Source organism: uncultured Sphingomonas sp. (assembly GCF_913774285.1).
Lineage (GTDB): Bacteria > Pseudomonadota > Alphaproteobacteria > Sphingomonadales > Sphingomonadaceae > Sphingomonas.
Window position 1 is genome coordinate 1 of sequence record NZ_CAJYHX010000004.1, and the last position, 26,854, is coordinate 26,854.

Genomic DNA, 26,854 nt, shown 5'->3' on the forward strand with positions numbered 1-26,854 from the left:
GCAGCGCCGTCGACCGCCGACATCGTCAAGGCGGCGGGTGACGCGATCCGCGCCCAGCTGCTGATCCGCACCTATCGCGTGCGCGGTCACCTCGCGGCGAACCTCGACCCGCTGGGCCTGTCGGGCCTGCGCGAGCTTCCGGAAGACCTGAAGACCGAATATCACGGCTTCACCGACGCCGATATCGATCGCAAGGTCTACCTCGGCGGCACGATGGGCTTCGAATGGGCGACCGTTCGCGAGCTGGTTGACACGCTGCGCAAGAATTACTGCGGCAATATCGGCCTCGAATATATGCACATCGCGGATGTGGAGGAGCGCCGCTTCCTCCAGGACCGGATGGAAGGCAAGGACAAGGCGATCACCTTCACGCCCGACGGCAAGAAGGCGATCCTGTCCAAGGTGATCGAAGCCGAGCAGTGGGAAAAATTCCTCGGCAAGAAATATGTCGGCACCAAGCGGTTCGGCCTCGACGGCGGCGAATCGATGATCCCGGCGATGGAAGCGATCATCAAGTATGGCGGCCAGCAGGGCGTCCGCGAGATCGTGTACGGCATGGCCCATCGCGGCCGCCTGAACATGCTCGCCAACGTCATGGAAAAGCCGTTCCGGGTGATCTTCCACGAGTTCGGCGGCGGTTCGGCCAACCCGGACGACGTTGCCGGCTCGGGTGACGTGAAGTATCACCTCGGCACCTCCACCGATCGCCAGTTCGACGGCATCAGCGTCCACATGTCGCTGGTCGCCAACCCGTCGCACCTCGAGGCGGCCGATCCGGTCGTGCTCGGCAAGGCGCGCGCGCTGCAGACGATCCGCGGCGATCTGGAAAAGCACGAGCAGGTGCTGCCGGTGCTGATCCACGGTGACGCGGCGTTCGCCGGCCAGGGCATCGTGTGGGAGACGCTCGGCTTCTCCGGCATCCGCGGCTACAATACCGGCGGCTGCATCCACTTCGTCATCAACAACCAGGTCGGCTTCACGACGAGCCCGCAGTTCGCGCGCTCCTCGCCCTATCCGTCGGACGTCGCCAAGGGCGTCCAGGCGCCGATCCTGCACGTCAACGGCGACGATCCCGAAGCCGTGACCTTCGCCTGCAAGGTGGCGATCGAGTTCCGCCAGGAATTCCACCGCGACATCGTGATCGACATGTGGTGCTATCGCCGCTTCGGCCACAATGAAGGCGACGAGCCCGGCTTCACCCAGCCGCTGATGTACCAGAAGATCCGTCAGCACCCCGGTGTGAGCAGCATCTATGGCCAGAAGCTGATCGCCGAGGGCGTGGTCGACCAGGCCTTCATCGACGAGAAGACCCACCAGTTCACCACGCTGCTCGAAGGCGAGTTCGAGGCGGGCAAGACCTATCTGCCGAACAAGGCGGACTGGTTCGCCGGTCGCTGGTCGGGCCTGGGCGCGCCGTCGGACGGCGAGGGCTCGCGCCGCAACGTCGAGACCGGCATCGAGAAGAAACTGTTCGACAGCCTCGGCCGCACGCTGACCACGGTCCCCGAGGATATCGAGATCCACAAGACCCTCGGCCGCGTGCTCGATGCCAAGCGCGAGATGTTCAAGTCGGGCACCAATTTCGATTGGGCGACCGGCGAGGCACTGGCCTTCGGCTCGCTGCTCTCGGAAGGCTATGCGGTGCGTCTGTCCGGCCAGGATTCGGGCCGCGGCACCTTCTCGCAGCGCCACGCCGTCTGGGTCGACCAGAAGACCGAGGCGAAGTACGTGCCGCTCACCACGGTGCCGCACGGCAGCTTCGAGGTGCTGGATTCGCCGCTCAGCGAATATGGCGTGCTCGGCTTCGAGTATGGCTATGCGCTGGCGGATCCGAAGGCGCTGGTGCTTTGGGAAGCGCAGTTCGGCGACTTCGTGAACGGCGCGCAGATCATGATCGACCAGTTCATCGCGTCGGGCGAGTCCAAGTGGCTCCGCGCCAACGGCCTGGTGATGCTGCTGCCGCACGGCTATGAAGGCCAGGGCCCCGAGCACAGCTCGGCGCGTCCGGAGCGCTTCCTCCAGCTCTGCGCGCAGGACAACATGCAGGTGGTGAACATCACCACGCCGGCGAACTATTTCCACCTGCTGCGCCGGCAGATGCACCGGAACTTCCGCAAGCCGCTGATCCAGTTCACGCCGAAGTCGCTGCTCCGCCACAAGCTGGCGGTTTCCAGCGCCGAGGAGTTCCTGGGCGACAGCCACTTCAAGCGGATCCTGTCGGACCCCAACGCACCGGCGGATACCGAGGTGAAGCGCCTCGTGCTCTGCACCGGCAAGGTCGCCTTCGACCTGATGGAAGCGCGCGATGCGGCGGGCGACAAGAACACCGCGATCGTCCGGATCGAGCAGCTCTACCCGTTCCCGGGCGAGCCGCTGACCGAGCGGCTGAAGCGCATGACCAACCTCGAAGAGGTGGTGTGGGCCCAGGAAGAGCCGAAGAACAACGGCTACTGGTTCTTCGTCGAGCCGCTGATCGAGCAGTGCCTGATCGACGCCGGCGGCAAGATCCAGCGTCCGCGCTATGCCGGTCGCGCCGCGGCGGCCTCGCCCGCCACCGGCCTGATGAAGCGCCACACCGCAGAGCAGGGCGCGCTCGTTGCCGACGCGCTCGGCCATAATGTCCGCGAAGAAATCCGCCGCACCCGGAAAGGTTGAGAATGGCCACCGAAGTCAAAGTCCCTGTACTGGGCGAATCGATCACCGAAGCCACCGTCGGTGAATGGCTGAAGAATCCGGGCGATCCCGTCCGCGTCGACGAGCCGATCGCCAGCCTCGAGACCGACAAGGTCTCGGTCGAAGTCCCCTCGCCGGTCGCCGGCGTGATGGGCGAGCAGATCGTCAAGGTCGGCGATACCGTCGAAGTGGGTGCGGTAATCGCGATCATCGCGGGTGAAGGTGCCGCGGCCGCTCCGGCTGCGGCGCCCGCCGCCGCTGCCCCGGCTGCAACGCCTGCCCCGGCGCCCGCCGCTGCTCCGGCCCCGTCGGCCGATGCCGCTGCGCTGTCGCCGTCGGTACGTCGTGCGGTGCTGGAGACGGGCGTCGATCCCTCGACCGTGCAGGGCACCGGCAAGGACGGCCGCCTGACCAAGGACGACGTGATCGCCGCGGCCAGCAGCAAGCCTGCCGCTCCGGCCCCCGCCGCCGCGCCGGCGCCTGCCGCCGCTCCGGCTTCGACCGGCGGTCGCAAGGAAGAGCGCGTGCGGATGACCCGCCTGCGCCAGACCGTCGCCAAGCGCCTCAAGGAAGCGCAGAACACCGCCGCCATGCTCACCACGTTCAACGACGTGGACATGACCGCGGTGATCGAGGCGCGCGCCAAGTACAAGGACCTGTTCGAGAAGAAGCACGGCGTCCGTCTCGGCTTCATGGGCTTCTTCGTGAAGGCCGCGTGCATGGCGCTGAAGGACATCCCCGGCGTCAACGGCTCGATCGAGGGCGACGAGATCGTCTATCACGATTATTGCGACATCTCGGTCGCGGTCTCGGCCCCGCAGGGCCTGGTCGTGCCGGTGATCCGCGACGCGCAGGACCTGTCGGTCGCCGGCATCGAGAAGACGATCGGCGACTTCGGCAAGCGCGCGAAGGACGGCTCGCTCAAGATGGACGAGATGAAGGGCGGTACCTTCACCATCTCCAACGGCGGCGTGTTCGGCTCGCTGATGTCGACCCCGATCATCAACCCGCCGCAGTCGGCCGTGCTCGGCCTGCACCGCATCGAGGAGCGCCCGGTCGTCCGTGACGGCCAGGTCGTCGTCCGCCCGATGATGTACCTCGCGCTCAGCTACGATCACCGCCTGATCGACGGCCGCGAGGCGGTGACCTTCCTCGTCGCGATCAAGAACGCGATCGAGGATCCGACCCGCCTGCTGATCGACCTCTGATACATCTTGTGCCCCCGCGAAAGCGGGGGCCCAGGGTTGGAAAGTACATCGCGTGTGGCCCTGGGCTCCTGCTTCCGCAGGAGCACGGAACCAAGGAGAAGCCCGACGAAATCCGGCTGCGTGTACATCATGGCCAACAAGCGCAACGGCACGATCTATGTCGGATCGACCAGCGACTTGCCCGCCAGAGCGTACCAGCATCGAACCGGCATGATCGAGGGCTTTACCAAGGACAAAGGCTGCACGCGCCTCGTCTGGTACGAGGCGCATGAAGATCTGGACGGGGCGCGGCTTAGCGAACGCCAGATGAAGAAATGGAAGCGGGCGTGGAAGATCGAGCTGATCGAACGCGACAACCCGCAGTGGAAGGATTTGTACGGGACGCTCTTCGGGTGATCGGCGCTACGATGCCGGATTGACGAACGTCCCTCGCAACCCTGGGCTCCTGCTTTCGCAGGAGCACTGATATGGCTGGACCTCGCCCGTTCCCCTGCGAAAGCAGGGGCCCAGAGCCCCGGGCGACACGGCCGATAGTTTAAGCGCCCGCACGCGCACGCATGGAGCGGAAAATGGCTGAATATGATTTCGACGTCCTGATCATCGGTTCCGGCCCCGGCGGCTATGTCGCGGCGATCCGCGCGGCGCAGCTGGGCCTCAAGACCGGCTGCGTCGAGAGCCGCGAAACGCTGGGCGGCACCTGCCTCAACGTCGGCTGCATCCCCTCTAAGGCGCTGCTGAACGCCTCCGAGCTGTTCTACGAAGCCGCCTCGGGCGCGCTCGCCAAGCACGGCGTCAAGCTGGGCAATGTCGAGCTCGACCTGCCGGCGATGATGGCCGACAAGGACAAGGCCGTGAAGGGCCTGACCGGCGGCATCGAGTTCCTGTTCAAGAAGAACAAGGTCGAGTGGGTGAAGGGCCTCGGCACCTTCGTCGACGCGCACACCGTGCAGGTGGGCGAGCGCACCGTCACCGCCAAGAACATCGTGATCGCCACCGGCTCGTCGGTCACCCCGCTGCCGGGCGTGACGATCGACCAGAAGGTCGTCGTCGACTCCACCGGCGCGATCGCGCTGGAGAAGGTGCCGGCGAACATGGTCGTGATCGGCGGCGGCGTGATCGGGCTCGAGCTCGGCTCGGTCTGGCAGCGCCTCGGCGCCAAGGTGACCGTGGTCGAGTATCTCGACCAGCTGCTCCCGGGCATGGACGGTGAAGTGCGGAAGGAAGCTTCCAAGATCTTCAAGAAGCAGGGCATGGAGATCAAGCTCTCCACCAAGGTGACCGGCGTCGTCGTCAATGGCGACAAGGCGACCGTCACCATCGAGCCCGCCGCCGGCGGCACGCCTGAGACGCTCGAAGCCGATGTCGTGCTCGTCGCGATCGGCCGCCGTCCGAACACCGAGGGTCTGGGCCTCGACAAGATCGGCCTCGCCACCAACCAGCGCGGCCAGATCGAGACCGACCACAGCTTCCGCACCGCCGTCGACGGCGTGTGGGCGATCGGCGACGTGATCCCGGGCCCGATGCTCGCGCACAAGGCCGAGGACGAAGGCATCGCGGTCGCCGAGAACATCGCAGGCCTGACCGGCATCGTGAACCATGCGGTGATCCCGAGCGTGGTCTACACCCACCCCGAAATCGCCGGCGTCGGCCTCACCGAGGAGCAGGCGCGCGAAAAGGGCGAAGTGAAGGTCGGCAAGTTCCCGATGGCGGGCAACAGCCGCGCCAAGGCGATCGACGACACCACCGGCTGGGTGAAGGTGATCGCCGACGCCAAGACCGATCGCGTGCTCGGCGCCTGGATCATCACCGCGCCGGCCGGCACGATGATCGCCCAGGTCGCGCAGGCGATGGAGTTCGGCGCGACCTCCGAAGACATTGCCTATACCTGCCATGCCCACCCGACGCATTCCGAGGCGATCAAGGAAGCGGCGATGGGCGTGCTCGGCAAGCCGATCCACATCTGATCCGATCCCGTTCGGACCGAAGCAGACGCCGCCGGCATCCCCGGCGGCGTTTTGCTGTTCGGGGGCCCAGAACCACGCTAACGACCAGCCATGATCACCTCCCTCGGCACCCATGACGCAATCATTCTCGGCGCCGGCGCGGCCGGGATGTTCTGCGCCGCCATGGCAGGCCAGCGCGGGCGCCGGGTGCTGCTGCTCGATCATGCCGAGGCACCGGGGAAGAAGATCCTGATCTCGGGCGGCGGGCGGTGCAACTTCACCAATCTCGGCACCGCGCCGGATCGCTACCTGTCCGCAAACCCGCATTTCGCCAAGTCGGCGCTGGGCCGCTACACCGCGCAGGACTTCCTCGCGCTGGTCGAGCGCCATGGCATCGCCTGGCACGAGAAGACGCTCGGCCAGTTGTTCTGCGACGGCTCCGCGCGGCAGATCGTCGAGATGCTGCTCGGCGAATGCGCGATGGGCGAGGTGACGATCGAACTCGGCGCGAGCATCACCGCCGTGGACCACGCCGATGGCCGCTTCCGGGTGGCCACCAGCAAGGGCATTGCTGAGGCCCCTGCCCTGATCATCGCCACAGGCGGCCCGGCCATCCCCAAGCTCGGCGCGACCGGCTTCGCCTATGAGCTCGCCCGCCGCTTCGGCCTCAAGGTGGTCGAGCCCCGACCGGCACTGGTGCCGCTCACGCTCGGCCCGGACCAGGCGCTGTTCCGCGACCTTTCGGGCGTCTCCACTCCGGTTGCCGCGAGCGCCGGCAAGGCGGCGTTCCGCGAGGCGGCGCTGTTCACCCATCGCGGGCTCTCCGGCCCGGCGATCCTGCAGGTCTCCTCCTACTGGAAGCATGGCGAGTCGATCGCGATCGACTTCCTGCCAGAGCAGCCCAGGGGCTGGCTGCGCGAAGCCAAGCGTGCCGAACCCAAGCTCGGGCTGCGCAGCCTGCTCCATCGCCAGCTGCCCGATCGGCTCGCCACCACCCTCGCCGAACGCATCGCGCTGCCCAGCGAACTCGGCAATTGCCGCGATGCCGTGCTGGATGAGGCCGAGGCACAGCTGGCGGTCTGGCGCTTCACCCCCAACGGCACCGAGGGCTTCGCCAAGGCCGAAGTAACCGTGGGGGGGATCAGCACCGCGGACCTTTCCTCGCAGACCATGGCAGCGCGCCGCGTGCCCGGCCTCTACGCGATCGGCGAGGCGGTGGACGTCACCGGTTGGCTGGGCGGGTACAACTTCCAATGGGCTTGGGCGAGCGGCTGGGCGGCGGCGCAGGCGCTATAGCATCGCCCGGCTGTTGCGCGAACGGCACGCCAGACTCCGGAAAGTTGCTTAACGCCCGGTTTTCATTTGCAAAGCTTGCGCAGCTTCGGCCAGACTTGCGGGAAGGGGCAGCTATCTTGTTGTTCCTGGGGGGACATTTCGAGTCGAATGAAAGTCAGGTGCGTTTTGGCAGCCGCCGCATTGGCCTGCCCTGTCACCGCGTTCGCACAGCAACAGCCTGAACCGGCTTCAGGTGCCCCCGGCGCGCCGCCCGCCGCGGGGGTGCTGGTCTATGGCCCAGAGTTCTTCGCCAACACCGCGTTGCCGACCGCGCTCGACATGGTCCAGCGTCTGCCCGGCTTCACGCTGGACGTCGGCAATGGCGATGCCCGCGGTCTCGCCGGCAACACCGGCAACGTGCTGATCGACGGCAAGCCCCCCGCGTCGAAGACCGACGGTCTGGGCGAGATCCTGCGCCGGATCAGCGCGGGCAGCGTGGCGCGGATCGAACTGATCCGCGGCGGTGCGCCCGGCATCGACATGCAGGGCCGCGCGGTGATCGCCAATGTCGTGCTCAAGCGCACCGCCGCGACCGAGACGCTGATCAACTTCCAGAGCTATATCTATGACGACGGCTATGTCGGCCCCGATGTGACGCTGCAATATGCCCGCCGCGACGGCGACCGTCGCGACGAAGTTTCGCTGGAGGTGATCAGCGATCGCACCAGCGGCACCGCGCAGGGCTACCGCATCCGCCGCAACGCTGCGGGCAATCTGCTCGTCCGCCAGGCGCTCGACCTGTGGGACCGGGATCGAACCGCGATCCTGCGCTCGACGATCCAGCGCGCCGCCGGCGGCGGGCTGCTGACGGTCAATGGCCGCTTCGACTATCTCGATTACCCGACCAGCTTCCTTGCCACGACGGTGGAAGGCAGCGGCGACAACACCCTCGCCACCGATATCACGCATCAATGGAAGGGCGAACTCGGCGCCAACTGGACGCGGGCGCTCGGCCGCAAGAGCGAAGTCGAAGTGATCGGGCTGCAGCGACTGGGGCATCTCGGCTATGATTCGGATACGCTGATCGGCGATTTCCCGTCCACCTTCGGCCAGCGATCGCGCACCGGCGAATCGATCCTGCGCACGATCCTGCGGCACAAGACGAACCCCAGGCTCTCGTTCGAAGGCGGCGGCGAGATCGCCTATAACTTCCTCGACAACCGCACGACCTATACCGAGGAGGGCGTGCCCGTGGCGCTGCCCGACGAAAAGGTGTTCGTCAGCGAAGTGCGCGGCGAGCTGTTCGGACTGGCGCGGTGGCAGCCTTCGGCGCCGGTGACGCTGGAGGCCGGGTTGCGTACCGAAATGTCCCGCATCCGCGCCGACGGCGACACCCAGCGAAGCCGGTCCTTCTTCTATCCCAAGCCGCGCGTGCAGCTGACCCTGCGCCCCACCGCGCACGACCAGCTGCGGCTGCGGGCGGAGCAGAGCGTCAGCCAGCTCGACTTCACCAATTTCGTCGCCGCGACCGAGATCAACCTCGGTACGGTGCGCGCTGGCAACGGCGATCTGCGCCCCGAGCAGACACTGACCCTCGAGGCCGTGGTCGAGCACCGCTTTTGGGGCAAGGGTGCGCTGGAGCTCGGCGCCAAGCATGAGGCGACGCGCCACGTGATCGACTATATCCCGCTGGAGGGCGGATATGACGCGATCGGCAATATTGGCACTGGCACCCGCGACACGCTGTCGGGCACGCTGACGCTGCCGTTCGACAAGCTGGGCATCAAGGATGCGCGCTTGCGCGGCGCTGCCGAGCTGGTGCGCAGCCACGTCACCGATCCGCTGACCGGCGAGCGGCGGCGCTACACCAACGAAGTGCCGTTCACCTGTTCGGGAAGCTTCAGCCAGGATCTGTTCGGCGGCCGGTTCACCTATGGCGTGTACGGCAGCTGCGGCCAGCCGGGGGCGAACCTCTACCGGATCCGCGAGTTTCGGACGACCGAGATCCAGCCGACCTTCGAAATCTACGGCATCTGGAAGCCGAGCAAGAAGTTGGCGATCCGGCTCGATGCCGGCAACCTCACCAACCCCGCCCGCATCTACGACCGCGACGTCTACGCCGGCGAACGCAACGTCACGCCGCTGGCGTATCGCGAGCGGCGCGTTCAGCGGCGCGGGCAATATCTCTACGTGCAGATCCGCCGGACGCTGTGAGGCGCCCGGCGGCGTCGATCAGTCCAAGTTGGGCCGCAGGTAGCGGGTCGCCAGCTCCTCGCTGATCCCGCGGCGGGCGGCGTAATCCTTGAGCTGGTCCGGCCCGACGCGGGCGACGCCGAAATATTCGGCCTGGGGATGGCCGAAATAGAAGCCGGACACCGCCGCCGTCGGCAGCATCGCAAAGCTTTCGGTGAGGCTGATGCCGGTGCGCTTGTGCGCATCGAGCAGGTCGAACAGGATCGGCTTGAGGCTGTGCTCGGGGCAGGCCGGATAGCCTGGGGCCGGGCGGATGCCGCGATACTGCTCGCGGACCAGCGCCTCATTGTCGAGCTGCTCGCCTTCGGCATAGCCCCAGAGCGCGGTGCGGACGAACTTGTGGAGGCGTTCGGCAAAGGCCTCGGCGAGGCGGTCGGCCAGCGCCTTCAGGAGGATGTCCGAATAGTCGTCGATCGCCGCCTTGAAGCGGGCGAGGTGCGGCTCGATGCCGTGGATCGAGACCGCGAAGCCGCCGATCCAGTCGCCGTCATGATCGATGAAGTCGGCCAGGCACATGTTCGCGCGGCCCTCGCGCTTGGCGATCTGCTGGCGCAGGAACGGCAGACGGACATGCTCGTCCTCCAGATGCACGATCACGTCATCGCCCTCGCGGCGGCAGGGCCACAGCCCAGCCACGCCGCGCGCGGTGAGCCAGCGCTCGGCGATGATCTTGTCGAGCATCTTCTGGGCGTCGGCGAACAGCGAAGTCGCGCTTTCGCCGACCACTTCGTCCTGCAGGATCGCCGGGTAGTTGCCCGCCAGCTCCCAGGCGCGGAAGAAGGGCGTCCAGTCGATATAGTCGCGCAGGTCCTTGAGGTCCCAGTCGTCGAACGTGTGCACGCCCGGCATGCGCGGCTTGCCGGGCTTGAGGCTCATATCGGCCTCGAAGGCGTTGGCGCGGGCGTCTTCCAGCGGCAGCAGCTCGCTCTGCCCCTTGCCGGCGCGTGCCTGGCGGACATGTTCATATTCGTCCGCCACCTTCGCGACGTACGGATCGCGCTGGGTGTCGGAGACCAGCGCCGTCGCCACGCCGACCGCGCGGCTGGCGTCCAGCACATGCACCACCGGGCCGGTATAGGCCGGGTCGATGCGCAGCGCGGTGTGGACGCGGCTGGTGGTGGCGCCGCCGATCAGCAGCGGCATCGTCATGTTGGCGCGCTGCATTTCCTCGGCGACGGTCACCATCTCGTCGAGGCTCGGCGTGATCAGGCCGGACAGGCCGATCATGTCGGCATCGTTGTCGATCGCCGCCTGCAGGATGTTCGACCAGGGCACCATCACGCCCAGATCGACCACGTCGAAGCCGTTGCACTGAAGCACGACGCCGACGATGTTCTTCCCGATATCGTGCACATCGCCCTTCACCGTGGCAAGCACGATCTTGCCCTTGCCCTTGGCGCCTTCTTCCTTCTCCGCCTCGATATAGGGGAGCAGGTGCGCCACGGCCTTCTTCATCACGCGGGCGGACTTCACCACCTGCGGCAGGAACATCTTGCCCGAGCCGAACAGGTCGCCGACGACGTTCATGCCGTCCATCAGCGGGCCCTCGATTACCTCGATCGGGCGCGCGAAGATCTGGCGGCATTCCTCGGTATCCTCGACGACATGCGCGTCGATGCCCTTGACCAGCGCATGCTCGAGGCGCTTGGCGACCGGCCAGCTGCGCCATTCGGCCGCCTGCTTCTCCGCCACCGCATCGGTGCCGCGATACTTCTCGGCGAGCGCGACCAGCCGCTCGCCGGCATCGGGATCGCGGTTGAGCACCACGTCCTCGCAGGCCACGCGCAGCTCGGGATCGATCGCGTCGTACACGTCGAGCTGGCCGGCATTGACAATCGCCATGTCCATGCCCGCGGGGATCGCATGGTAGAGGAACACGCTGTGCATCGCCCGGCGCACCGGCTCGTTGCCGCGGAAGCTGAACGACAGGTTCGACAGGCCGCCCGAGATATGGACGTGCGGGCAGCGCTTCTTGATCTCGCGGCACGCCTCGATGAAGTCGACGCCGTAATTGTTGTGCTCCTCGATGCCCGTCGCCACCGCGAACACGTTGGGATCGAAGATGATGTCCTCGGGCGGGAAGCCGATCCCGGTGAGCAGCTTGTAGGCGCGCTCGCAGATCTCGACCTTCCGCTGCTGCGTATCCGCCTGGCCGACCTCGTCGAACGCCATGACCACCACGGCGGCGCCGTACGCCATGCACTTGCGGGCATGGTACAGGAAGGCTTCCTCGCCTTCCTTCATGCTGATCGAGTTGACGATCGGCTTGCCCGAGACGCACTTGAGCCCCGCCTCGATCACCTCCCACTTGGAGCTGTCGATCATCACCGGCACGCGCGCGATGTCCGGCTCGGCGGCGATCAGCTTGAGGAAGGTGGTCATCGCCTCGACGGCGTCGAGCAGGCCCTCGTCCATGTTGACGTCGATCACCTGCGCGCCGTTCTCGACCTGCTGGCGCGCGACTTCGACCGCGGCGGGATAGTCGCCGGCCATCACCAGCTTCTTGAAGCGGGCCGAGCCGGTGACGTTGGTGCGCTCGCCGACATTGACGAAGTTGGTGGAGGAGACGGTGTTGGTCATCAAATCCGACAGTCTGAGAGAGGTTAGGCGGCCAGCGGCCGGGCGAGGACGATATCGTCGTAGAGCGAGCCGCCGACATTGTACTGGCGGTTCGCAATCGGCGCGAAGCCGTGCTTGGCGTAGAAGGCGATGGCGCGCGCATTGCCGGCATAGACGCCCAGCAGCAGCCGGTCGAAACCGTCCGCCGCGGCGATCGCCTGTGCCATCAGCGCCGCGCCGATGCCATCGCCATGAAAGCGCGACAGCACATAGATGCGCTTGAGCTCGATGTCGCCGGCGCCTGCCGTGGGCAGGTCGGGCGCCGTCATCAACGCAAAGCCGATCGGGGCCTTGCCCGGATCCACTTCCGCCAGCCAGGCACGCGCGCCCGCATCCAGGTGGCGGCGATAGGCGTCGATGCTGTTCGCGTGGAGACAGTGCTGGACCACCGCATCGCCGGACAGCACGCCCGCGAACGTCTCCACAAACGTCGCGCTGGCGACGGTGGAAAGCGCGGCGAGGTCGTCTGCACCTACCTCGCGTATGGCCCAGCCTGCGGTCATCACGCCGCCATGGTAAACGGCTCGAGCCCGGCGAGCCGCGTGCGCACTTCGGGCGTCGGGATGGCGCGCGGGGTGAGGCCCTGCACCGCCTTGGCGATCGCGCCGATATGCGCGGGGGTCGAGCCGCAGCAGCCGCCGAGGATGTTCACCTGGCCCGCATCGGCCCATTCCTTGACGAGGCCGGCGGTGGTCGCCGGCATCTCGTCATAGGCGCCGAGTTCGTTGGGCAGGCCCGCATTCGGGTAGACCATGATCAGCGTATCGCAGAGCGCCGACAGCGTCTTGACGTGCGGGCGCAGCTGCTCGGCGCCGAACGAGCAGTTGAGCCCGATCGTCACCGGCCGCGCATGGCGCACCGCCGCCCAAAACGCCTCGACGGTGTGGCCCGAAAGGTTGCGGCCGGAGAGATCGGTCAGCGTCATCGACAGCATGATCGGCAGGTCGCGGCCGAGCGCCTCGCCCGCCTCGATCGCCGCCATGATCCCGGCCTTGGCGTTGAGCGTGTCGAACACCGTCTCGATCAGCACGAAATCGATGCCGCCTTCGACCAGCGCGTCGATCTGCTCGCGGTACACGTCCTTGAGATAGTCGAAGTCGATCTCGCGATAGCCGGGATCGTTGACGTCCGGGCTGAGCGACAGCGTCTTGTTGGTCGGGCCCAGCGCGCCGGCGACGAAGCGCGGGCGGCCGTCCTTGGCCTCGAACTCGTCGGCGATGCTGCGGGCCAACTTTGCGCTCTCGATGTTGATCTCGCGCACCAGATGCTCGGCGCCGTAATCGGCCTGGCTGATCCGGTTGGCGGAGAAGGTGTTGGTCTCGGCGATGTCGGCGCCGGCCTCGAAATAGGCGCGGTGGATCGAGCCGGGCACCTCGGGCTTGGTCAGCGCGAGGATGTCGTTGTTGCCCTTCTGGTCATGGGCAAGGCCGAGGGTACCGGCATAGGCGGCCTCGTCGAGCTTCCAGTTCTGGATCTCGGTACCGAACGCGCCGTCGGTGATCAGGATGCGCTTGGCGGCTTCGGCCAGCAGTTTCTCGCGTGCAGTCATGGTTGTGTCCTTCCGTCGCCGCCTGCGCTCCCCTCCCGCTTGCGGGAGAGGTCGGGGGAGGGGCTGAAATCGATACCGTCCGGCGAGGAGGCGCCCATCCCCTCCCCTAGCCCCTCCCGCAAGCGGGAGGGGAATGAGCGGGTTACGCCGCCGCTACCGCTGCCTGCTGCCGCGGGCGAAGCCCCAGCAGGTGGCAGATCGCGTAGCTCAGCTCGGCGCGGTTGAGCGTGTAGAAGTGGAACTGCCGCACGCCGCCCGCATAGAGCTTGCGGCAGAGCTCCGCCGCCAGCGTCGCCGAAACCAGCTGGCGCGCCGCCGGATGGTCGTCGAGCCCCTCGAACGCCTTCTCCATCCAGGCCGGTACGTCGGTCCCGCACATGGCGGACATCTTCACCACGCTGGCATAGTTCATCACCGGCATGATGCCCGGAACGATCTCGGCATCGATCCCCGCCGCCGCCGCGCGGTCGCGGAAGCGCAGGAAGGTCTCGGCCTCGAAGAAGAACTGGGTGATCGCGCGGTTGGCGCCGGCGTCGATCTTGCGCTTGAGATTGTCGAGATCAGCCTCGGGGCTCGGCGAATCCGGGTGGCATTCGGGATAGGCGCTCACCGAAATCTCGAACGGGTGGAGCCGGCGCAGACCCGCGACCAAGTCCGCCGCATTCTCATAGCCGCCGGGATGGGTGCGATACTTCTCGCCGGCGCGGGGCGGATCGCCGCGCAGGGCGACGATATGCCGCACGCCCGCCGCCCAATATTCCTCGGCGATCTGGTCGATCTCCTCGCGGGTCGCCTCGACGCAGGTGAGGTGCGCGGCGGCGGCCAGCGGCGTCTCGCGCGCGATCTTGGAGACCGTGGCATGGGTGCGCTCGCGGGTGGTGCCGCCGGCGCCATAGGTGACGCTGACGAAGCGCGGCCCGAGCGGCGACAGCGTCTCGATCGACTGCCACAGCGTCTCTTCCATCTTCTCGGTCTTGGGCGGGAAGAATTCGAAGCTCACCGCCACATCGCCCGCCACGTCGGCGAACAGGGGCGGTGCCATGGGGTCTACGATACTCATGCCGCCTTCACCTTTTCCACGCTCTCCCCGGTCTTGCGACCGAGCCATAATTTCACCGTCAGCGCACCGCCTTCCAGCGTCTGCACCTGCACCGGGGCGAGCCCGGCGCGATCGAACCAGCCGAGCATCTGCTCGTCCGAAAAACCCAGTCGCGCATGCGCATCGCGGGTGCGCAGCTCCTCGCGCTCGTGCGGCGCGAAATCGACGATCAGCAGCCGCCCGCCGGGGCCGAGCACGCGGGCCGCCTCGCCGATCGCCGCCGCCGGTTGCTGCGCGAAGTGCAGCACATGATGCAATATAGCAGTATCCGCAGCCTCGTCCTGCAGCGGCAGCGCATAGAGATCGGCCTGGCGTAGCTCGGCATGGCCGAGATCGGCGAGCTTGGCGCGCGCCAGCCGCAGCATCTCCGACGAGCGATCGATCCCCACCGCCTGCGCCGAACGCGGCCCGAACAGTTCGAGCATCCGCCCGGTGCCGGTGCCGATATCGACCAGTGTGCCGAGCGAGCCCTCGCCCAGCGCCGCGCCCATCGCCGCTTCGACTTCGCTCTCGGCAACATGGAGCGAGCGGATCGCGTCCCACTGGCCGGCATTGCTCTCGAACCAAGCTTCGGCCGCACTGGCGCGATCGGCGCGCACGGCGTCGAGCCGCGCCTGGTCGGCGAGCACCGAGGGGTCGCCTGCCAGTTCCCAGGCGTCTAGCGCGGCGAGCACCGGCGCGGTCACCGCCCGGCGGCCGAGCGCCACGAACACCCAGCTGCCTTCCTTGCGCCGCTCGGCCACGCCAGCGTCGCACAGGATCTTCACATGGCGCGAAACGCGCGGCTGGCTCTGCCCCAGCACCTGCGCCAGTTCGCCGACACTCAGCTCCATCGAGCGCAGCAGCGCGACGATCCGCAACCGGGTCGAATCCGCGAGCGCGCGGAAGATGGCGAGGGGCTCTGTCATGGGCGGCTTAGAGATATAAAGATATCTTTATATCAGGTCAACGCATCGCTGCGCGGTTGCGTGCGTTTGCGGCTCTGGCTAGCCCCGAGCCAAACCCCGTGAAGGAACCCATTCCCATGCGCAAGCTCCTCCTCCTCCCCGTCGCCGCGCTGGCGCTCACCGGCCTGTCGGCCTGCGGCAACAAGGCGAAGAACGAAGCCGCCGAAGCGAACGAGGCGATGGCCGGCGACAGCAACACGATGGGCGAAGCGGTCGCCGACGTGAATGCCGCGGAAGACGCGGCCTTCGCCAATGCCGAGAGCGCCTATTCGAACACGTCCGGCCCGGCCGGCAACGAGATCACCGACTGACGCGTTTCTCGCGCTCCCTTTCCCTTCGGAGACCAGCCATGCCGCATCTTCGCCACCTCGGCGCCTCGGGCCTCGAGATTTCGCCGCTCGTCCTCGGCGGCAATGTGTTCGGCTGGACCGCCGACAAGGCCGCGAGCTTCCGCATCCTCGATCGCTTCGCCGAGCGCGGCGGGGTGATGATCGATACCGCCGATGTCTATTCGGCCTGGGTCTCGGGCCACAAGGGCGGCGAATCCGAAAGCGTGATCGGCGAATGGCTGCGCAGCTCCGGCAAGCGCGACCAGGTGTTGATCTCCACCAAGGTCGGCATGCTGCCGGGCGAAGGCGGGGCGAAGCTGGCCCCCGCCCGCATCGCGGCAGCGGCCGAGGCGTCGCTCCAGCGGCTCGGCATCGAGACCATCGACCTCTATTTCGCCCATCAGGACGACGAGGAGGTGCCGCAGGAAGAATATCTCGCCGCGTTCGGCAAGCTGATCGACGCGGGCAAGGTCCGCGCGCTGGGGGCGTCCAACTTCCACGCGATGCGGCTCAAGTCGGCGCTCGACCTCGCGGCCAAGGAAGGCCTGCCGCACTTCCGCGTGCTCCAGCCCGAGTACAATCTCGTCAGCCGCCGCAAGTTCGAGGGCGAGCTGCAGGATCTGTGCGTCACCCACAATCTTGGCGTGATCCCCTATTACGGCCTCGCCTCGGGCTTCCTCACCGGCAAGTATCGCAGCGAAGCCGATCTCTCGAAGAGCGTGCGCGGCGGCGGCATGTCCAAGCTGCTCGCCGGCAAGGGCGGCGCGGTGCTGGCGGTGATGGACGAGGTGGCGGCCGAGACCGGCGCCAGTCTGGCCCAGATCGCGCTCGCCTGGCTCGCAGCGCAGGACGGCGTCACCGCGCCGATCGCCAGCGCGACGAGCGTGGAGCAGCTCGACGAACTGATCGGTGCCTGGGACGTGGAACTCACCCGAGACCAGCTTGATCGCCTCACGGCCGCCGGGGCCTGATGACCCCAGCCGACCTGATCGATCGCATCGTCGCCCAGCTCGTCCGCCGCCATGGCGGCACGGTGCGGCGCTGGAAGACGGTGCTGGGCAAGGTGCGCGTCTACGACGCCGAGACGCACCCGCATTGCAACTGGTCGCTGGCCCCCAGCGGCGCGGCGGGCGACGTCGCGGCGGTGGAGAAGCTGCTCGACGAGCTGCGGATCACCTATCCGATCGTCACCGGCTGAACCCTCGCTCCGTCTCCCGGCGAAAGCCGGGATCCATTGAGGTCTCCGTTCCGGCTCCTGCTGAAACCGAGAGGCGACTGGATCCCGGCTTCGCCGGGATGACAGGAAGGAAAAAGGGCGAAGCACCGTGGTGCCCCGCCCCTATTCCCAGCTTCCAAAAGCCCTTACAGGCCGACCTTCAGCGTCAGGAAGAACTGCTGCGGTGCGCCGACCATCAGCGTCTGGTTATCGCCGCTATTGCCGAACCCATTGGTACCGATCGTCGACACATAGCTCTTGTCGAACAGGTTGGTCACGTTGCCCTGCAGCTCCAGCTTCCGCCCGCCCAGGTCGAACTTGTAGCCGAGCGTCGCATCCACCACCACGCGGCCGTCGACATACTGGTCGTTGGTGTAGGTGAAGTAGCGCTTGCTCATGTAGTTGGCACCGACGCGGGCGTTGAAGCCCTGCCCCGACCAGGTGACTTCGCCCTTCAGCATGTGCTTGGGCGAATCGACCACCGTCTTGCCCTTGGTGGGGATGACGCCGCTCGCCGTCACGACGTCGTCGCGATAGGTCGAGTCGTTGTAGCTGTACGAGGCGAACAGCCCGAAGCCCATCGGCAGGCGCACGTCGCCGGTCGCCTCGACACCCACCGAGCGCGCGTCACCGACATTCTGGAGGATCGCCGGGTTGCCGACGATGCCGGCGCTGGTCGTCACCGCGAGCAGGCGGTTGCGGAAGTTGACGTAATAACCCGCCAGCGAGCCGGTGAAGATGCCGTTCCGGTAGCGACCGCCCACTTCATAGGTGTCCGACGCTTCGGGCTTGAGCTTGGTCGCGCCGCTGTTGAGCGCATCGAAGCCCGCCTGGGTCGTCGCGAACGGGCCGCTGGTGGCGGCCGAGACGAAGGCGCGGGTCACCTGGGTGAAGCCGGCGAACAGTTCGGCATTGTCGGTCACGCGGTAGTTGAGGCCGGCATGCGGCTGGAACCAGTCGGTCACCTTGATCCGGCCGCCGGCGAGCCCGCCCGCGACGATCGGCGTCGCGTGGTTGGTGACGGCGAAGCCCTTCCAGCCCAGGTTTGCGGTCAGCGCGCCGAGCTCGATCTTGTCCTGCACATAATATTGGACGGTGTCGGTCTGGTACTTCCAGTACCACTGGGTGGCGAACGGGTTGCTTTGGAACGAGAGGCTGTCGCGGCCGGGGTTGGTGCGGCTGTCCAGCGCGTAGAAGCGGCGCGCCTGGCGGAAGTCGTTGCGCTCGTACCAACCGCCGACGGTCACGTCGTTGAAGCCGAGCCTGGCGCCGACATTGCCGAACACGCCGCCGCGGCGGACGTCATATTCGGTGGTACGCAACGACATCGGCACGCCGTTGGGCGAGGCGACATAGGGCGTGTACCACAGGCCCTGGCCATGGTTGTTGTGGAAATAGCCCTTGAGCACGCCGTGAACCGCCGAGCCGCCGGTCGTCTCCAGGCCCGCCGAGGCGAGATAGTCGCGGCGCAGGCCCGCGGCGTTGTAATAGGCATCGTCGGGGTTGAGGAACGGCGCCGGATAGACCTTGCCGGCCGCCGGGTTGGTCGGCGTGACGCCGGTATAGCCGTTGTTGGCGCCGATGTCCGAGACCAGGATCGCCTTGGCATAGTCGTTCGAGATATTGTCCCAGTTGTAGCCGAGACGCTTGATCATATCGAGCGACATGTCTTGATAGTCGTTCTCGCGACGATCGGAGAAGTCGAACGTGCCGACCGCGCGCAGCGCCGGCGTGATCGGGGTGACGATCTTGCCGTTGACCTGGTTGATGCGCTGCGCGCCCCAGCCCTTCCACTTGTCGGTATCCGAGTGGAGGTAGGAGAGATAGGCGCGGGTGCCGCCCGGGGTGAGCTCGCCGAAATCGAGCCGGCCGAACACGCGCCAGAAATTGTCGCTGCCGCCGGTGGCGTTGACGTCGATGCCCAGCTTCTCCTTGGGGTCGCTCGACAGGAACTCGAGCGTGCCGCCGAGATTGTTGGTCGCCTGGGTATCGATCGAGCCCGAACCCTGCGAGACGCGCGTCTCGGCGATGTTCTCGCTGATGATCGCGCGGCTGATGTGCAGGCCGTTGACGTTGCCGTAGCTCGCGTCGCCAAGCGGAATCCCGTCGAGCGTGTAGCCCAGCTGGTTCTGGTTGAAGCTGCGGATCGAGATGCGGCCGGCCCATTCGTACGATCCGAACGGATCGGCGCCTTGGAAGTTGACGCCGGGGAGCTTCTCGATCGCCTTGAGCGGGCTGGTCCCCGGCGCGAGCAAAGCGATGTCGGCCTGGGTCAGCGTCTGGATCTGGCGGGTCTCGCCCTGGCCAATCACGACGATGTCGTCCGCGCCGCTCTGCGGCTGGGTGTCGTCGACGAGTGTGGCGGCGGGCGCCGTCTGCGCGAAGGCCGCGCCGGCAGTGAACAGCGACGTACCGGCGAGCAGGCCGGCGGCAAGCGTACGAATGCGCATGCGCATGATCCCCTTGGGAAAGTGCCAGGCCCCTCGCCCGGCTTCGCGGCCGCTACCCGTGCCGCGTTGCAACATTCGATAGTTAACGCTTCACTACCGGGACTCCTCGATGACACTGCCGTGACATTTGGATTTACGCTTCGGAAAAGTCCGGATTTCCCGTTGTCGAGCGCTGTCCCAGTACGATAGCCATGACGCACGTCGCCCCTCTTGTGTTGCCCATTTGCAACACTATCTGCTTGTCAACATCGAACAGGGATCAGGCATGAACCTCGAAAAATTCACCGACCGCGCCAAGGGCTTTCTGCAATCGGCGCAGACCGTGGCGATCCGCATGAACCACCAGCGGATCAGCCCGGAGCATCTTCTGAAGGCGCTGCTCGAGGACGAGCAGGGCATGGCCAGCGGCCTGATCCAGGCGGCGGGCGGCGACGCCAAGCGGGCGCTGGGCGAAACCGACCTCGCGCTGTCCAAGATTCCGTCCGTCAGCGGCTCGGGTGCGCAGTCGACCCCCGGCCTCGACAACGATCTGGTCCGCGTGCTCGACCAGGCCGAGACGATCGCGCAGAAGTCCGGCGACTCCTATGTCACGGTCGAGCGGCTGCTCGTCGCGCTGGCGCTCAGCCTCAACACCGCCGCCGGCAAGGCGCTGCAGGCGGCGAACGCGAAGCCCGAAGCGCTCAACACCGCCATCAACAGCATGCGCGGCGGCCGCACCGCCGACACCGCATCGGCCGAGGACCGCTACGACGCACTCAAGAAGTTCGCCCGCGACCTGACCGAGGCGGCGCGCGCCGGCAAGCTCGATCCGGTGATCGGTCGCGACGAGGAAATCCGCCGCACCATCCAGATCCTCGCCCGCCGCACCAAGAACAATCCGGTGCTGATCGGCGAGCCGGGCGTCGGCAAGACCGCGATCGCCGAAGGTCTCGCGCTGCGCATCGCCAATGGCGACGTGCCCGATACGCTGAAGGACCGCACGCTGATGGCGCTCGACATGGGCAGCCTGATCGCAGGTGCCAAATATCGCGGCGAGTTCGAGGAGCGCCTCAAGGGCGTGCTCGACGAAGTGAAGGGCGCCGAGGGCCAGATCGTGCTGTTCATCGACGAGATGCACACGCTGATCGGCGCCGGCAAGGCAGAGGGCGCGATGGATGCCGGCAACCTGCTCAAGCCCGCGCTTGCCCGCGGCGAGCTGCACTGCATCGGCGCGACCACGCTCGACGAGTATCAGAAGCATGTCGAGAAGGACCCCGCGCTCCAGCGGCGGTTCCAGCCGGTGTTCGTCGGCGAGCCGACGGTCGAGGACACGATCTCGATCCTGCGCGGGCTCAAGGAGAAGTATGAGCTGCACCACGGCGTGCGGATCACCGACGCGGCGATCGTCGCCGCGGCGACCCTCTCCAACCGCTACATCGCCGACCGCTTCCTGCCCGACAAGGCGATCGACCTGATGGACGAGGCCGCGAGCCGCATCCGCATGGAAGTGGAGAGCAAGCCCGAGGAGATCGAGAATCTCGACCGGCGGATCATCCAGCTCAAGATAGAGCGCGAGGCGCTGAAGCGCGAAACCGACGAGGCCTCGCGCGACCGGCTCGCCACGCTGGAAGAGGATCTCGCCAATCTCGAGCAGCAATCGGCCGAGCTGACCACCCGCTGGCAGGCGGAGAAGGACAAGATCAACGCCGAGGCGACGATCAAGGCCCAGCTCGACCAGGCGCGGATCGAACTCGACCAGGCACAGCGTGCGGGCGACCTCGCGCGCGCCGGCGAGCTGTCCTATGGCGTGATCCCCCAGCTTACCCGCCAGCTCGACGAAGCGCAGAACGTCACAAAGGGCGCGATGCTGCGCGAGGAAGTGACCGCCGACGACATCGCCGGCGTGGTCGCGCGCTGGACCGGCATCCCGATGGAGCGGATGCTCGAGGGCGAGCGCGAGAAGCTGCTCCACATGGAGGAACAGCTCGGCAAGCGCGTGATCGGCCAGGCCGATGCGGTGAAGGCGGTTTCCACCGCCGTCCGCCGCAGTCGCGCGGGGCTGCAGGATCCGAACCGACCCTTGGGCTCGTTCCTGTTCCTCGGGCCGACGGGCGTGGGCAAGACCGAGCTGACCAAGGCGCTCGCCGAATTCCTGTTCGACGATCCCAACGCGATGGTGCGCATCGACATGAGCGAGTTCATGGAGAAGCACGCGGTCGCGCGGCTGATCGGCGCCCCCCCGGGCTATGTCGGCTATGAGGAAGGCGGCGTGCTCACCGAAGCGGTCCGGCGCCGGCCCTATCAGGTCGTGCTGTTCGACGAGGTGGAGAAAGCGCACAACGACGTGTTCAACATCCTCCTCCAGGTGCTGGACGACGGTCGCCTGACCGACGGCCAAGGCCGCACGGTGGATTTCTCGAACACGATCGTGATCCTCACCTCGAACCTGGGCAGCCAGTATCTCACCAACCTGCCCGACGGGCACGGGGTGGAAGAGGTCGAGCCGCAGGTGATGGAGGTGGTGCGGGCGCATTTCCGGCCCGAATTCCTCAACCGGCTGGACGAGATCATCCTGTTCCACCGGCTGGGCGCGGACCATATGGCGCCGATCGTCGACATCCAGGTCGGTCGCGTCGCCAAGCTGCTCAAGGACCGCAAGGTGGGCATCGACCTGTCCCCCGCCGCGCGCGAGTGGCTGGGCCGGGTGGGCTATGATCCGGTGTACGGCGCACGGCCGCTCAAGCGCGCGGTGCAGAAGTATCTGCAGGACCCGCTCGCCGATCTGATCCTCCGCGGCGCGGTGAAGGACGGGTCGACGGTGCATGTCGACGAAGGTGATGGCGCGCTGACGCTCAGCGTGGCGTAAGCGACGGAAGGGGCTGTCGGACGGCGGCCCCTTCCCCGTGGTTCAGTTGGGATTCCAAGGCGAATAGGGCGCCGCGCGAATCCATCGCGTCGCAACCCACTTCGCGCCAGCACGCACCGGCAGGCCGGCATGGCGCGATCGCGGATCGGGCCGCCCGTCCTCCAGCACATTGTCGAACACCAGCGCATCGCCGCCGCGCGCGACGACATCGATCCCGAGTTGGTCGAACCGGGTTTCGCCACCGGCAAAGCCTTCGTTCAGGTACAGCAGCACCGTCTTGATCCGCTGGTTGGCCGATCCGGTGATCGCATCCAGATGCGGCCGATATTGCTGCCCCGGCGAATAGCGCAGCAGGGACAGCTGCTCGCCCTGGCAGACATCGGTGCCCGTTGCCGCCGCCACGCGGCGGAGAATGGCCTGGACGACGAGACTTTCCCGCGTCGGACCGATCACGGCATTGTCGGATGTCCGCACCGGATGGTGCACCATGCGATTGGTCGCCGGATCGAACACGAGCGCCGGCTGGAGCAGGTCAGCCGCTGACAGTGCGAGATGCTCGCACTCGGCCGGCGTCAGCAGCTTCGGCAGCCGGAAGATGCGGGGAGAATCGTTCAAGACCTCCACGTGCGGCAGAAGCATTGGATCGCCGGCCTGGTCGAGCGCCATGGCCTCCACCAGCGCGAGGTGGTCGCGGGCGATGGCATTACCCTGTGCGGCCGCGTCCCGCAGCAAGCCGAGCGCGCGGGGCCAGTCGGGGTTGCCGCCCGCGCCGTTCGCCACCAGCGCAACCTCCATGAGCGCGGCGTCGTCATGGCCGGCCTTCGCCGCAGCGTTCAAGGCGAGCATCGCGCGCGGCAGGTCGCGCGCGATCGGCGCGCCTACCAGCAGCCACATCGCCAGCTGGAAGCAGGCATCGGGATTTCCCGACGCGCTGTGGTGCTTCACCAAGGCGACGGCAGCGGGCATGTCCCCCGCTTGCAGCAGACGATCGACGACGGCGCTGGAATACCCGGTTGCCATCAAACTCCTTCAAAAAAAGGGGAGCGGGCAAGCCCGCTCCCCTCGCAGTAGCAGCATTGCCGCAAGCTTAGAACTTCACGTTGAAGCCCGCATACATGCGACGACCGATGTTGTCGTAGATACCCGAACCGCCACCGATGCCGGTGGAGCCGAGCGGCGGACGCTCGTCGGTGAGGTTGTCGATGCCCAGGAAGAACTGCTGCTTCGGGCGGATCGACACGCCGATGCGCAGATCGTGATAGGTAACCGCACGATACCAGTTGATGTCGGCGAAATCGAGGTTGGTCGCCGGACGGCCCTGGAAGGACTCGAGCGCCTCGATCGACGTCGCCGCCATCTTGCTCAGGTACCGCATCTGGTACCCGAAGAAGAACTTCCCGAACTTGCCGTCGATGTTGACGTTGAAGGCATCGCGCGGATCGCCGACTTCCCCACGATAATTGTCGGCGAAGCCCGGCTGGGTCGGGTCGAGGAACGCTTCGTTGGTCAGCTGGTGGGTGTAAACGAAACGGCCACCCAGGCTGTTCTCGGGCGAGAACTTGTACAGGTACGAGACCTCGGCATTGATGCCGCGCACCTTCAGCTGTGCGTAGTTCAGCGGCCGCTCGAGCAGGCTGCCCTCGAGGATGCGGAACGGCGTACCGGTAACCGAGCCCGCGGCATCGTCACGCTTGAAGATGCTGCAGAACTGGTTGTTCGTCGTCGGCGAGTCGTAGCAGGCATTGGCGACCTGCTGCGGCGACGGCGACGTGATCACGTTGTTGACCGCGATATTGTAGTAGTCGACCGTCAGCGACAGACCCGGGATCATCGGCGGCTGAATCACCACACCATAGGTGTAGGAATCCGACTTTTCCGCCTGCAGATTCGGGTTGCCCGACGCCGACGTCTCCAGCGACTGGGCATAGTTGTAGTTGAACCCGGTGCCCACCGCCGCGGCGCAATTGGCCGGGCGATATTGCGTGCCATTGGCCAGGTTCGCCTGCGAGCAGGGGTCGCTGAAGCCCGGCGCGAAGTTCTGGCCCGGTGCCGCGTACAGCTCGGTCAGGTTGGGGGCGCGCACCGAACGCGAATAGGCCGCACGGAACATGATGCCCTTCACCGGGCTGTACGTACCGTCGAAATTGTAGGCCCAGACCGTGCCGGCGCCGCCCTTATAGTCGGAGACGCGGGCCGCAGCGTGCGCGCTGAACTCCTTCACCAGGAAGATGTCCTTGAGCAGCGGCAGGTTGAGTTCGCCGAACGCTTCCTTCACCTCGAACGACGGCGGATTGAACTCGGCCAGCGCGTTGTAGAAGGTGTAGCCTGCCTCGACGAGCGGATCGGCCTTGAAGAACGCCGTCTCGCGGCGATATTCGCCACCGACGGCGACGCCGACCGGACCGCCCGGCAGGTTGAAGAAGGTGCCGGTATCGCCCGAGACGAAGCCGGTGAAGTCCAGCTGCGTGATCTTGCCGCGCGAAACGGTGTTCTGCAGGACGTAGTTCTTCGCGTCCTGCGAGATGTTGCCGACGCCGAACGGATTCAGCGGCTTACAGGCGGCAATGTCCTTCTGGAGGATGGCATCGTTGCCGACGAAGTCCTCGGCGCGGTTCGGATCGATCTGCGAGGCGCAGACGATCTGGCCGCTGCCGTTGCGGGCCGAATCCAGCGCCAGCGCGAGGCGCTGGGTGTTCACGTTGCCGAGCACCTTGGTGTGCTCGGTAAACTGGCCGTAGTTGCCCGCCACTTCATAGCGGAAGTTCGAGCCTAGATCGCCGCGGACGCCGCCGACGATGCGGAAGGTCTCGCGACGCGCCGCTTCCGACCGCATGCCGAGATCGGTCAGGTTCTTGCGCATGATGAACCGGGTGCCGTTCCCGATGTTCGCGGCCGGCACGCCGCTGGCGATCAGCGCGTTGGTGATCGTCGTACGCGCCTGCGACGAGAGATACGGGTTGTCCAGGCGCGGACGCTCGTACAGCGCGTCGATCGTGCTGCCCGTGAAGAACGCGGGGCCGGAGCCGCCGGCGCTGAACGATTCGGTGCGCACATATTTGGCTTCGACGAACGGCGTGAATGCGCTCGAGACGTCGAAATGGCCGATCACGTTGATCGCGTAGCGGTCGAGCCGGGGCAGGAGCTGCACCAGCTTGTCCTCGCGGCGGGTGTTGCCGTTGCCGCCGATGAACGCACCGCCCGGCGCAACGCCGGTGACGCCCGAGGCCGAGGTGGAGGCCGTCGTCGCGTTCTGGACGCCCACGCGCGATCCGGTCTGCTGGATCAGGTCGCCGTTCGACGCGAAGATGTAGTTACAGGTGAACGGGCGGCCGTTCGGGAACGCCGCGCTGGTCTGGTTGTCGCGTCCGCACGGCGCGGTGCCGAGCGTGGTCGACGGCGAGAAGGAGACCAGGCCGCCGCTGTAGATGCCGGCGCTGCGCACATCGCGGAAGAAGACGTTGTCGGGAACGCCGTCGGAGCCGTTGGGGAGGCCCGCCGGGTCGTTGTCGACGGTCAGCAGCGTGTCGTTGCGTGCATAATAGCTGCGGTCCGACGCGAAGAGGTCGTTCTGGTGCGCATATTCGAGGTCGACCGCGATGTTGCCGCGACCGCCCGCAAAATTCTTGCCGGCGAGCAGGCTGGCCGAATAGCTGCCGGCATCCTGCTTGTCGGTGATCGAGCCCTGACCACGCATCTGCAGGCCTTCGAAGTCCTGCTTCAGCTTGAAGTTCACCACGCCCGCGATCGCGTCCGAACCGTAAACGGCCGAGCTGCCGCCGGTGAGGATCTGAACGTCCTCGATCAGGTCGGTCGGGAAGGTGTTGAGGTCGGGGGAAACCGCGTTGTTCAGGATGTCGGCGCCGACGTGGCGGCGACCGTTGACCAGCACGAGCGTACGCTGGGTGCCGAGACCGTAGAGGTCGACCAGGTTGAGGCCGCCGGTGCCGAGGAAGCGCGACGAGTTCTGCTGGCTGTAGGTGCTGCGGACCTGCGGCAGATCGTTGATGACGTCGCCGATCGAGATGCGCGCGGTCTGCTGCAGCTGCTCCGCAGTGACCACAGTGACCGGCGTGGCGCCTTCAAGATTGGGTCGCGCAATGCGCGAGCCGGTGACGATGATATCCTGCGCTGCAGGCTCTTCTTGCTGCGCACCGCTAGCCGCAGTGTCCTGCGCATAAGCCGGCATGCCGGCAAACGCGCCTGCGGTTGCCAGGACCAGCGCGGACAGCGCCGTTCCGGTCCGCAGGCCCTTTTGCATCTTCTTCATGGATTTCCCTCATTTTATCCCGGCTGCGTTCCCCTCGCCGAGATTGTCTCCCCTTCCACCGGCCGCGCCCCATGCACGGCTGGCGGAGATGGTATGAAGGAAGCAAGGAATGCCACGCGCGTAAAGCATACATTCATCTGGCAGAAGCGTTGGGACGGAAACGTCTCCATTTTGCAACAGT

The 26,854-nt window shown here is 66.6% G+C and carries 18 protein-coding genes; 10 read left to right on the forward strand and 8 right to left on the reverse strand.

The features are described 5' to 3' along the window. From QZ670_RS01220 to QZ670_RS01245, 6 genes are all read left to right on the forward strand, one after another. On the forward strand, positions 1 to 2,655 hold a 2,655-nt coding region (locus QZ670_RS01220), incomplete at its 5' end, for a 2-oxoglutarate dehydrogenase E1 component (protein WP_294250877.1). Positions 2,656 to 2,657: 2 nt separating this feature from the next. Continuing rightward, on the forward strand, positions 2,658 to 3,881 hold the full coding sequence (odhB, locus tag QZ670_RS01225) for a 2-oxoglutarate dehydrogenase complex dihydrolipoyllysine-residue succinyltransferase (protein ID WP_294250880.1): 1,224 nt from the start codon (positions 2,658 to 2,660) through the stop codon (positions 3,879 to 3,881). Positions 3,882 to 4,001: 120 nt separating this feature from the next. Beyond that, positions 4,002 to 4,277 (forward strand): GIY-YIG nuclease family protein, encoded by a 276-nt coding sequence (locus QZ670_RS01230; RefSeq protein ID WP_294250883.1) that lies wholly within the window; start codon positions 4,002 to 4,004, stop codon positions 4,275 to 4,277. Between the two features lie 173 nt (positions 4,278 to 4,450). Next, the gene (gene lpdA, locus QZ670_RS01235) at positions 4,451 to 5,845 is read left to right on the forward strand and encodes a dihydrolipoyl dehydrogenase (RefSeq protein ID WP_294250887.1); all 1,395 of its coding nucleotides are present in this window, start codon (positions 4,451 to 4,453) and stop codon (positions 5,843 to 5,845) included. Positions 5,846 to 5,935: 90 nt separating this feature from the next. After that, positions 5,936 to 7,120: an NAD(P)/FAD-dependent oxidoreductase gene (locus QZ670_RS01240; protein WP_294250890.1), complete on the forward strand. Its 1,185-nt coding sequence runs from the start codon at positions 5,936 to 5,938 to the stop codon at positions 7,118 to 7,120. Positions 7,121 to 7,381: 261 nt separating this feature from the next. Then, the gene (locus QZ670_RS01245; protein ID WP_294250893.1) at positions 7,382 to 9,313 is read left to right on the forward strand and encodes a TonB-dependent receptor; all 1,932 of its coding nucleotides are present in this window, start codon (positions 7,382 to 7,384) and stop codon (positions 9,311 to 9,313) included. 18 nt (positions 9,314 to 9,331) lie between these two features. Here the strand turns inward: QZ670_RS01245 and metH are convergent, their stop codons facing one another. The 5 genes from metH to QZ670_RS01270 form a co-directional block, all read right to left on the reverse strand. Then, positions 9,332 to 11,944: a methionine synthase gene (metH, locus tag QZ670_RS01250; RefSeq protein WP_294251053.1), complete on the reverse strand. Its 2,613-nt coding sequence runs from the start codon at positions 11,942 to 11,944 to the stop codon at positions 9,332 to 9,334. 11 nt (positions 11,945 to 11,955) lie between these two features. Continuing rightward, on the reverse strand, positions 11,956 to 12,474 hold the full coding sequence (locus QZ670_RS01255; RefSeq protein WP_294250896.1) for a GNAT family N-acetyltransferase: 519 nt from the start codon (positions 12,472 to 12,474) through the stop codon (positions 11,956 to 11,958). Further along, entirely contained in the window at positions 12,474 to 13,520 is a 1,047-nt protein-coding gene (locus QZ670_RS01260) for a homocysteine S-methyltransferase family protein (protein WP_294250899.1), read from the reverse strand. Before QZ670_RS01260 ends, QZ670_RS01255 begins: the two co-directional genes overlap by 1 nt. A 142-nt stretch (positions 13,521 to 13,662) precedes the next feature. Continuing rightward, positions 13,663 to 14,562, reverse strand: coding sequence for a methylenetetrahydrofolate reductase (gene metF / locus QZ670_RS01265; RefSeq protein ID WP_294251056.1), 900 nt, complete (start codon positions 14,560 to 14,562; stop codon positions 13,663 to 13,665). 14 nt (positions 14,563 to 14,576) lie between these two features. Then, positions 14,577 to 15,527 carry a metalloregulator ArsR/SmtB family transcription factor gene (locus QZ670_RS01270; RefSeq protein ID WP_294250904.1) on the reverse strand — a complete coding sequence of 317 codons (951 nt, stop codon included), beginning with the start codon at positions 15,525 to 15,527 and terminating at the stop codon, positions 14,577 to 14,579. Positions 15,528 to 15,643: 116 nt separating this feature from the next. On the opposite strand from QZ670_RS01270, the gene QZ670_RS01275 reads away from it, so the two are divergent. The 3 genes from QZ670_RS01275 to QZ670_RS01285 are packed head-to-tail and all read left to right on the forward strand — an operon-like array spanning position 15,644 to position 17,093. After that, positions 15,644 to 15,877, forward strand: a complete 234-nt coding sequence (locus tag QZ670_RS01275; RefSeq protein ID WP_294250906.1) for a hypothetical protein — start codon at positions 15,644 to 15,646, stop codon at positions 15,875 to 15,877. Between the two features lie 38 nt (positions 15,878 to 15,915). Then, positions 15,916 to 16,866, forward strand: coding sequence for an aldo/keto reductase (locus QZ670_RS01280; RefSeq protein ID WP_294250908.1), 951 nt, complete (start codon positions 15,916 to 15,918; stop codon positions 16,864 to 16,866). Further along, positions 16,866 to 17,093, forward strand: coding sequence for a hypothetical protein (locus tag QZ670_RS01285; RefSeq protein ID WP_294250911.1), 228 nt, complete (start codon positions 16,866 to 16,868; stop codon positions 17,091 to 17,093). Before QZ670_RS01280 ends, QZ670_RS01285 begins: the two co-directional genes overlap by 1 nt. Before the next feature lie 164 nt (positions 17,094 to 17,257). On the opposite strand, the gene QZ670_RS01290 is transcribed toward QZ670_RS01285, so the two are convergent. Continuing rightward, positions 17,258 to 19,561: a TonB-dependent receptor gene (locus QZ670_RS01290; RefSeq protein ID WP_294250914.1), complete on the reverse strand. Its 2,304-nt coding sequence runs from the start codon at positions 19,559 to 19,561 to the stop codon at positions 17,258 to 17,260. Between the two features lie 265 nt (positions 19,562 to 19,826). On the opposite strand from QZ670_RS01290, the gene clpB reads away from it, so the two are divergent. Further along, positions 19,827 to 22,406, forward strand: a complete 2,580-nt coding sequence (gene clpB, locus QZ670_RS01295) for an ATP-dependent chaperone ClpB (protein ID WP_294250915.1) — start codon at positions 19,827 to 19,829, stop codon at positions 22,404 to 22,406. 42 nt (positions 22,407 to 22,448) lie between these two features. On the opposite strand, the gene QZ670_RS01300 is transcribed toward clpB, so the two are convergent. Further along, positions 22,449 to 23,426 carry a 2OG-Fe(II) oxygenase gene (locus QZ670_RS01300; RefSeq protein ID WP_294250917.1) on the reverse strand — a complete coding sequence of 326 codons (978 nt, stop codon included), beginning with the start codon at positions 23,424 to 23,426 and terminating at the stop codon, positions 22,449 to 22,451. 67 nt (positions 23,427 to 23,493) lie between these two features. Further along, positions 23,494 to 26,673 (reverse strand): TonB-dependent receptor, encoded by a 3,180-nt coding sequence (locus QZ670_RS01305; RefSeq protein WP_294250919.1) that lies wholly within the window; start codon positions 26,671 to 26,673, stop codon positions 23,494 to 23,496. Positions 26,674 to 26,854: the final 181 nt, after the last annotated feature.